Genomic DNA, 8,103 nt, shown 5'->3' on the forward strand with positions numbered 1-8,103 from the left:
TGTGGAGCTCAATAAAAAGTATGGAAAAGGTAAAGTTGTTCCAATCGAGAAAATCGAAAAGGTTTTAAATAACAGCAAACAAGAAATTCAAAGGCTTCAAGGGGAAATTAATCGAGTCGATCATAACCGATCACGCTTGCAGCGTGCAGAAGGTTATTTAAAAAATTACGAAAAACACCAAGCCATTGTTGAAAAATACGAAAACAATCCATTCCTGAAAGGGAAAATGCTTGTTTCCAAATCAACCAAGCAAGAGTATGACAATGCAGTTACTGCCCGTGATAGCTATAAATCTTACATGGAGAAGGAAGGCATTTCTGGAAAAGTCGACTTTGAAAAACAGACCAATATTCTAGGTAAAATGGAAGCGAAAGTTCCTGAATTTAAAGGACAAATCGAATCCCAAGAAAAAGGATTAGGCTTGTTAGACGCAGTTATGAAGGGCATTGAACAAGCAAGTAGAGAAATGACTCGAGAACGAGATCGTCAGCAACAAAAAACAAAAGGTAAAAGCAAATCAAAACAACGGTACAAAGGCATGGAACTAGAAAGGTAAAGGTGATGACATGAGCGAAAAATGGGAGAAAGCTATGAAGTATGCAAAAGCCACCAACGCCATAGAAGGATTATATTTAACTCCTGAAGAAGAAAAACTGATTATAGACAACTTAGAGGGAAAAATCACTGATGAGGAATTTCATAAACGAGTATTAGACATGGTAAAATCAAAGTAGCTGGCAGGCTCAAGGGTGGTGTTTTGGGGGAAATCCCCCCTTCACCCTTTATAAACCTCCCTAAAATCTATCGATAATTAACTTGATAATAGTCAATCCATTCATACAATTTTTTATATAGCTTTGAATATTTTTCAAAAGAAATTCGATCAGTTTTAAATTTATAGCCCAATATTAAAAGTTGAAAGATTATATTTTCCTCAACTAGATTTGTTGAACAAAATTGATTTTCCATTTTATTTTAACTCCTTAAAAATACCAAATAAGAAATATTATATTTGATATTTTTGTAATTAAAAAGGACTTTTATACTATTTATCTATCAATTTTATTTCGAAGGAATCTTTTCCACCATGATTGTTTTGGTTCTTCTGCTACTGCAATCTCTAAACGCTTTTCTTCCAGTGAACGATTCAACTCGTGGATAAGTATTCGATCTCTCTTTTCAACCACATCCTTCATTTTTGCTTCAAATGCTCGAAACATCATTTCTCGTTCTTCCTCTACTGCTTCTTTCACGATTTCCCTTAGTTCACTCTTTGATACACGCATTGTATCTTCATTCACAGGTATCGTTAACGTACCGTTATTTTCTTGTGGAAACATTGATACAACAGCTTTTATAGCGTCATTCTTGCTCATATTATTTGCTAGAAATTCTTTTAGTTTTCTTAACGGCATAATGTCTTTTTCAAAATAAGCACGACGATTATGTTCATCTCTATAAAAGCGATAACCAGCGTTTTCTAAATCAATAGACCATCTTCTTAAATTAGATGTAGTAACTTCAAGTAGATCAGCAATATCCTTCGCCCAATAGGCTCTATGTGTTTCCTCATGATTAGTGTTATCCATGGCGTTTATCACCTCTCTATTTAAAATTCTAGGAATAAATCATAAATACCTTCTTGTCAATTAGTAAATCACATAGCAACAAGAAGCAAACAAGAGTAAATGAAAGAACTTACTTTTAAATTATAGGGTTATTTTTGTGTTATTTCCCAAACTGAAAATCGTATAATTTGCCCAAATATGACTAAATATAGAAATTGAATCGCAAATCAACTTCCCAAAAGAGCTATTATGTAAACTAAAAACATAGACAAAAGTCATGTATTTAATTGTCAAATTTTGTTGTAATTTGTTAGAATAGCACTAGTTTAATAATTCCCGATAAAGGCAAACTTATCGAAAGGTAAGGACGCAAAGCCAAGGACCTAAAGCATTTTTTGCTATGGTAGCCTAGCCACCGAAGAAAACTAGATCAAAAAGGTGAACCTAGGCTCTTCAGGTTCACCTTTTTGTTTATTTTATATGTAAAAAAATGGAATAAGGAAGGTGTGAGTTTTGTCTATTGAAGATTTTATAAAGGAAGAAAAATTCTTCCACCATTTTCAGCCTATTTTTTGTCTGAAAACTGGGAATATATTGGGTTTTGAAGTACTTCTCAGATCCAATATGTATTCTAATCCTGAATATATTTTCCAAGAAGCAATAAAAGGAAATAAGCTCTATGAATTAGATTCTGGGTCTATTCATAAAGCTATTTCTACCTACAATTCAGCAGGATTATCTAAAAAAGACGGGAAATTATTTTTGAATATACTTCCATCGACTATCGTAAATCCTGATTTCCCATATTTTCTCAATAAAATTATGGCTGAAAATTATTTAAATAGTCAAGAAATTATTCTAGAGATTTCTGAATCTGAAAATATTCAGGATTTTGATACATTTAAAACTAGAATATTGGAAATAAAAAAACATGGATTTTTAATTGCTATTGATGATATTGGACATGGATATTGTAATTTGAAAACTATTATAGAGCTAAATCCAGACTATTTAAAGTTAGATCGATATTTTTCAAAAGAACTAAAATCTTCTAAACAAAAACAATCCCTTATTTCATTTTTTCTAAATTATTGTCAAGAATATAAAAGTCAATTAATTTTAGAAGGTTTAGAAGATGAATTGGATATGGAAATGGCAAAATCCTTAGGTATTCCTATTGCCCAAGGTTATTTATTAGGAAAACCAGCTTTATTAACAGAATTCTACAATTATCATCTATAAACTATAAATTAATTTTTTTAAAGTTTTAGTATTACAATATAAAGCCGAGTTTTTCCCTAAAGGGGAGAAATAATTATGAAAAAAGTATTAATAGCAGATGATTCTTCATTTATGAGAACAACGATTAAAAAAATTATTGAACAAGAGGATTATCATGTAATTGCAGAAGCTAAAGATGGAAAAGAAGCAATCGATTATTTTGAACATTACCAACCAGATATAGTATTACTTGATTTAACAATGCCTAATATAGATGGAATTGTGGCTCTTAGAGAAATAATAAAAATTAACCCTAAAGCCAAAGTGATAGTATTTTCAGCCTTAGCTACAAAATATACGATGATAGAAGCAATACGATCTGGAGCAAAAGATTTTATTATAAAGCCACATTTCGAACAATTAATACCCACAATAAAAAGACTTTCAGAATCTCTTACAGACTAAATTAGGTTGCCTTTAGGGCAACCTTTTTGCCTTTAGGGCAGATAACGAAAAATATATAAAATAAAGGTTGTAAAACTTAGGACGAATTGCTATTTAATATAGAGTAAGAAGGGAAGAAGTTAAAAAAGTAGGTTTAACCCTTGATATTACTAGTTTTTTTGATAGTTTCGTAGTAATGAAAAATCATTACTTTTGTAATGAAAAATCATTACTACGAAACAAATAAAAAAGAGCCTTAATTTTAGGCTCTAAAATAATTTTTCAGGTAACTTTTTAAGTTCAGCAGGAGTTTTTCTAAACATAGCTTTTAGAGTTCCATTTACGTTGTCTCTATCTCCTGAAAACATGATATGAGGGTTTACAAATAAAGCATAAGCTCTAACATTATTATCTTCTAAACCACTTTCAGAACGTGCTAGAATCCCTTTATCGATTAACCCCTTTATAACTGGATTTACATTCTGCTTTTTCTTTCCTAAAACTGTTGCAAGATCAGTTTGAGTTAAAGGTGTTGAATTAGTTTTCTTGCAATCTTCTACAATGCAATTAGATTCAATTTCAACATGAGGAGCAATATCTATTAAAAAAGTTTTTTCGGCAGTAGTTAAATATTTAATTTTACGCAAGTATAAAAGATTGGCTTGGTTCAACTGGACAAACCTCGCTTTATTTTTTACTTTTCTTTCAGGAATCAATATCATTCCTCTAGAATTTGCTTTAGTTTGCAATTCAGTAGCAGTTTTAAGTTCTTCTTCTGTTAAAATCTTTTCATTTTGAATTTCTCTTAATCTAGCTCTCTTTTCAGCTTCATTAAAATTTTTTCTCATCTAATTCCTCTCCCTATGTAGCAGGAATTAGTCCCAATATGTTAGAATATAAATATCCTATAAGTAATAAAGGGACACTAATTCCTGTCCTCTATGATTTGAGAAACCGCCTATCCGACCAAAGACAGGGCGGTTTTTCTTTTTTCTATATTTCGACAATAACAGTAAAATTTCCTTTTTCATAGACTTATTGACGAGTCAACCTTTCAATTTCGCTTTCAGTTCTAAAAACTCTTTTATTCAAAGCTTGTAGATCATTATCTCGTTCATCTAGCTTTTTACTAATTTGAATCAAGATTGCAGTAATATCTTTAGGTTGTTCTGCTTCTAAACGAAGGGTTGTTTCTTCTATACGTACTAGTTGTTCCTTAATCTCTTTAAATTGCTTTTTATTTTCTTCCGACTGCTCCTGACTTTCATTCTTAAACTTATCAAAATCGCCTCTGAATTCACTTAAAGCAGTCAAAATCATATCTAGTTTTTTATCGGTCATTGTCCTTCTCCCTTTCTATTTTCACTCTCAAACTCTCTAAAAGCTTATCATCTACTCTTTTAGGCTTGTACCCCATTCTATCTATCAAAATACCCTCTATGACCTTCATACGAGCCGTATAACGCCTATATTCGCTTTCAGCATAGTCTAAGGTGTCTGAATCAACCTCAATTAATTTAGAGCCTTTCTGAATGCCTCTCATGAGATTATAGCACTTCGACCTTTCTTCTCTTACCAGTCGAAGCAAAATCAATAAATCGTATGTGTGAAAAAGCGATAGCTGACTGAATGGCAATTCTACTTGATCTAAATAAATAAAATCTTTTAATTTTGGACGCTGCTTTTTCAAAGGAGCATCACAAAACCCACAGTTTTCAGCAAATTTTTCATTTGGTGAACCGCAATATTTACAGTTCATTCTTGAAATCCCTTGCTATTTAAGAAATTCAAAACCAATGACCATAACTCGTCTGACACTTCCAGTTCATACTCGTCAATGACTGGCTGGTAAGACTGCAATCCTTCTAAAAGACCTTGTTCACTTATGAAATTCCGTTTAAAAGCATGATTAAATTCGTTCACTCTCTCAATAACAAATTCACCATTTTCTCTATAGATCAACAACTTTTTCATTTTTACACACTCCCCTTAAAATGATCTAAAGCAAATTTACGAAAATAAGCAGACATAGACTTTAAATCCTGCTCCGAAATTTCCTTCTCAATCTTTTCCCAAATATCGCTAGGAAGCGTGATAGAAACCTTTTTAGTTACTCCAAGACTTGGACGACCGGCATTTTCTTTTTTAGCTGAATTTGAGTGCTTTAAATGCTCTGGTAACAAATCATGCTTGTATGGGGGAATATAAAGCTGTTCTAACATTTCATTCAACTTTTCATAACCTAAATCATTCTTAAGAACTAAAGCTACAAATTCATCCTCTAATTGCTTCATACTCACGTATGAATCCATTTCACCATTCCATCTAGCGTCATACATTTTCTTGTGAAAGTCTAATACTTCTAACATGGTCATTCCCCTTCGTTTTTAAGTTACCTTTATTTTATCAATTTAGGTAACTTTTATCAAGAGAATAAACAGACTTAAAGAAAACTTTTTTATTTATAATCACTTGTACATAGCCTACAACACTATATTTTTCAGGGTTTTCATTAAGGTGTGAAATTTCATCAAGAAAGAAATGATTTACCTCTCTTTCTCTAAAAATCGGCTTATCAGTACCTAAGATTTCATGTGCTTTTAACATAAAATTTTCCACCTTTCTAATGAATTGGGTATAATAAAAACATAGTGAATGGTTGAAGCCACCCTAATTAAACTAGGGAGCTAAAGAGTGGTTTTCACTTTTTCTTTTCGAACGACAAGATAGCAAGCAAAAGTAGACTGCTAGTACCAGTTTGCAATAAAATTCCACTCTTTGCAGGGTGGTTTTTTATTTGCCCTAAAGGCTAAGAGGTTGCCATCAAGGCAACCAATCGTCAGCAAGAATGCTTAAACTCCCACTTTTTCAGGTTGCTTACTCTCCACTTTTTGATTTGCTTCTTTTATTTGATCTAAAGACATCCCTAAAACTTTTTCTTTATTTTTTAAGACATTTTTCTGAAATGCCATTGCAATTTTTTCAGCTTCTTCTTGTCCTTCAAATTCAAAATACTTCTCGAAAATTGCTCCAACTTCAATCAATCGTTTTGTTCGTGCTTTTCTCTCTTTCTCTTTCAATCTGCTCTCAACTTGTTGTTTTCGAGCCTTGATTTTTTCCAACTGTTCATCTAATTCCTTTAATCTTTCATTATCCGTTTTACGTGCCATCATTACCCCACCGCCTTAATTTATTTTATGTCTATTATTTTATCTCACAAGCTAGGAAAATACTACCTACAATGCTAGATTCTTCACTCGGGTTGTGGTATGATTCCCTTAGAACGAAAGAGAGAAGGGCGCACTTATACATCGTTCCGATGTGTGCGGTTGCTCGCAACAGAAAACCCTTGCCCTTCCTAAACGGAAGGACAAAAACACAATCGCCTATCGGCGAAGCCAAAACAAAAAGGTAACAATCTTACGATTATTTCCTTTTCGTTTCGGTCAAATTGGATTCGCGTGGCGACAAAAAAGGAGGTGAGAATCATGGCTATCTATCATTTTTCAGCACAGGTTATTTCAAGAGGGAGAGGACAATCGGCAGTTGCTTCTGCTTCATATCGTTCAGGGGAACAATTATTTGATGAACGTACTGGTGAAGAAAAATTCTATCGTAGAGAAGTTCAACCAGATACTATGATTCTTGCTCCTTCAAATTCTCCTGAATGGGTGCAAGATCGTAACCGTTTATGGAATGAAGTTGAGAGAAACGAAAAAAGAAAAGACTCTCAACTTGCTAGAGAAATGAATGTTGCTCTACCTAGAGAATTGTCTAATGATCAACAAAAAGAATTAATCAAAAATTATGTCCAAGAACAATTTGTAAATAAAGGCATGGTAGCTGATATTGCCATACATAGAGACGACAAAGAAAATCCTCATGCTCACGTCATGTTGACCACTAGAGAAATTACAGTTGATGGTTTCGGTCCGAAAAATCGTGACTGGAACGATAGAGGATTACTTGAACAATGGCGTGAAGAATGGGCGAATCATGCTAATAAAGCTTTAGAAAAAGAGGGGATTCAGGAACGGATTTCCCATCTTTCTCATGAAGCACGTGGACTAGAACAGCTTCCAACTGTTCATCTCGGCCACGTTGCTCATGAGATGGAAAAGCGTGGTGTCCAAACTGACAGAGGAAATATTAATCGAGATCGCCAAGAGTACAACGCTCTTGTCGTGGATCTGCAAAAGTACCGTGAAGAAAAACAAGCATTAGAACAAGAGAAGGCACGCCAGCAAGAGCAAAAGCAAAAATTCGAGAAATTCACTACTCCTTCTGAACGTGTAGACTTACAAAATGCTTCAAAACTTCTGAAAGCTGAACCTTCTTTGAAGAATATTAAAGACCGATCTGAACAACTTGATAAGTGGGATGAACGATTAAAGAAAAATGATGGCTATATTCGTTGGAAAGATGAAAAAATCAGGGAAGCTTCCGACCATTTCAAATGGATTCAGTCTTTCGAAAAACAGATTCAGGAAGCCGAAAAACGAATTGAAAATCTTAATTGGCTCAACCCGTTGAAATTAAAGGAAAATCGTATCACTAAAGAAAGAACCGAACAGGATATTTCTAGAGCAAAAGGTGAAATTCAATTCCATAATGAAAAGCTAAATTACCACCGTGAAAAGCTTGGTTTTAGCACCGAGAAAGAATTTAACCAGGTTAAAAATCAACATGAAGCAGATCGCCCAGGACTCCTGGAGAAAAACAGAAAAGCTCGTCAACATATTCATCATGAACGTGATGTGCTTCAGAAGGCAGAAAATGCCCTTAAAAACACTTTTGTCCGTCAGGTAGCTTCTTTGTATCCTGAACGCCCTGAAATGCGTTATATGAAGTATGAGAGTACCTTAAAGCT

At 33.5% G+C, this 8,103-nt stretch carries 13 protein-coding genes and 1 riboswitch; of the genes, 5 read left to right on the top strand and 8 right to left on the bottom strand.

All coding sequences use genetic code 11. The features are described from left to right. The coding region (locus AC4GZ8_RS25965; RefSeq protein WP_491084776.1) for a hypothetical protein at positions 1 to 556 on the top strand (556 nt) is incomplete at its 5' end. Between the two features lie 10 nt (positions 557 to 566). Further along, complete coding sequence (locus AC4GZ8_RS25970; RefSeq protein WP_491084777.1) at positions 567 to 734, top strand: antitoxin VbhA family protein; 168 nt, start codon at positions 567 to 569, stop codon at positions 732 to 734. A 315-nt stretch (positions 735 to 1,049) separates the two neighbouring features. On the opposite strand, the gene AC4GZ8_RS25975 is transcribed toward AC4GZ8_RS25970, so the two are convergent. Then, positions 1,050 to 1,589, bottom strand: coding sequence for a MerR family transcriptional regulator (locus tag AC4GZ8_RS25975; protein WP_491084778.1), 540 nt, complete (start codon positions 1,587 to 1,589; stop codon positions 1,050 to 1,052). 313 nt (positions 1,590 to 1,902) lie between these two features. Next, positions 1,903 to 1,988: riboswitch (cyclic di-GMP riboswitch) on the top strand. 93 nt (positions 1,989 to 2,081) lie between these two features. On the opposite strand from AC4GZ8_RS25975, the gene AC4GZ8_RS25980 reads away from it, so the two are divergent. Next, complete coding sequence (locus AC4GZ8_RS25980; protein WP_491084779.1) at positions 2,082 to 2,810, top strand: EAL domain-containing protein; 729 nt, start codon at positions 2,082 to 2,084, stop codon at positions 2,808 to 2,810. 75 nt (positions 2,811 to 2,885) lie between these two features. Next, complete coding sequence (locus tag AC4GZ8_RS25985; RefSeq protein WP_491084780.1) at positions 2,886 to 3,254, top strand: response regulator; 369 nt, start codon at positions 2,886 to 2,888, stop codon at positions 3,252 to 3,254. A 248-nt stretch (positions 3,255 to 3,502) separates the two neighbouring features. Here the strand turns inward: AC4GZ8_RS25985 and AC4GZ8_RS25990 are convergent, their stop codons facing one another. From AC4GZ8_RS25990 to AC4GZ8_RS26020, 7 genes are all read right to left on the bottom strand, one after another. Further along, the gene (locus tag AC4GZ8_RS25990) at positions 3,503 to 4,081 is read right to left on the bottom strand and encodes a MarR family transcriptional regulator (RefSeq protein ID WP_491084781.1); all 579 of its coding nucleotides are present in this window, start codon (positions 4,079 to 4,081) and stop codon (positions 3,503 to 3,505) included. A 187-nt stretch (positions 4,082 to 4,268) separates the two neighbouring features. Beyond that, on the bottom strand, positions 4,269 to 4,574 hold the full coding sequence (locus AC4GZ8_RS25995; protein WP_491084782.1) for a hypothetical protein: 306 nt from the start codon (positions 4,572 to 4,574) through the stop codon (positions 4,269 to 4,271). Continuing rightward, positions 4,564 to 4,992 carry a hypothetical protein gene (locus AC4GZ8_RS26000; RefSeq protein ID WP_491084783.1) on the bottom strand — a complete coding sequence of 143 codons (429 nt, stop codon included), beginning with the start codon at positions 4,990 to 4,992 and terminating at the stop codon, positions 4,564 to 4,566. The genes AC4GZ8_RS25995 and AC4GZ8_RS26000 overlap by 11 nt, the downstream gene beginning before the upstream one ends. Continuing rightward, entirely contained in the window at positions 4,989 to 5,207 is a 219-nt protein-coding gene (locus AC4GZ8_RS26005; RefSeq protein WP_491084784.1) for a hypothetical protein, read from the bottom strand. Before AC4GZ8_RS26005 ends, AC4GZ8_RS26000 begins: the two co-directional genes overlap by 4 nt. 2 nt (positions 5,208 to 5,209) lie before the next feature. Next, a complete protein-coding gene (locus tag AC4GZ8_RS26010) occupies positions 5,210 to 5,602 on the bottom strand; it encodes a hypothetical protein (protein ID WP_491084785.1) in 393 nt (130 codons plus the stop codon). Between the two features lie 37 nt (positions 5,603 to 5,639). Next, a complete protein-coding gene (locus tag AC4GZ8_RS26015; RefSeq protein WP_491084786.1) occupies positions 5,640 to 5,840 on the bottom strand; it encodes a hypothetical protein in 201 nt (66 codons plus the stop codon). Positions 5,841 to 6,085: 245 nt separating this feature from the next. Next, positions 6,086 to 6,403, bottom strand: coding sequence for a hypothetical protein (locus AC4GZ8_RS26020; RefSeq protein ID WP_491084787.1), 318 nt, complete (start codon positions 6,401 to 6,403; stop codon positions 6,086 to 6,088). 318 nt (positions 6,404 to 6,721) lie between these two features. Here AC4GZ8_RS26020 and mobQ point away from each other — a divergent pair. Further along, positions 6,722 to 8,103 (top strand): MobQ family relaxase (gene mobQ, locus AC4GZ8_RS26025; protein ID WP_491084788.1); only part of this gene is annotated, 1,382 nt, incomplete at its 3' end.

This window comes from Metabacillus sp. RB-C-LZQ-3-1 (assembly GCF_058315175.1).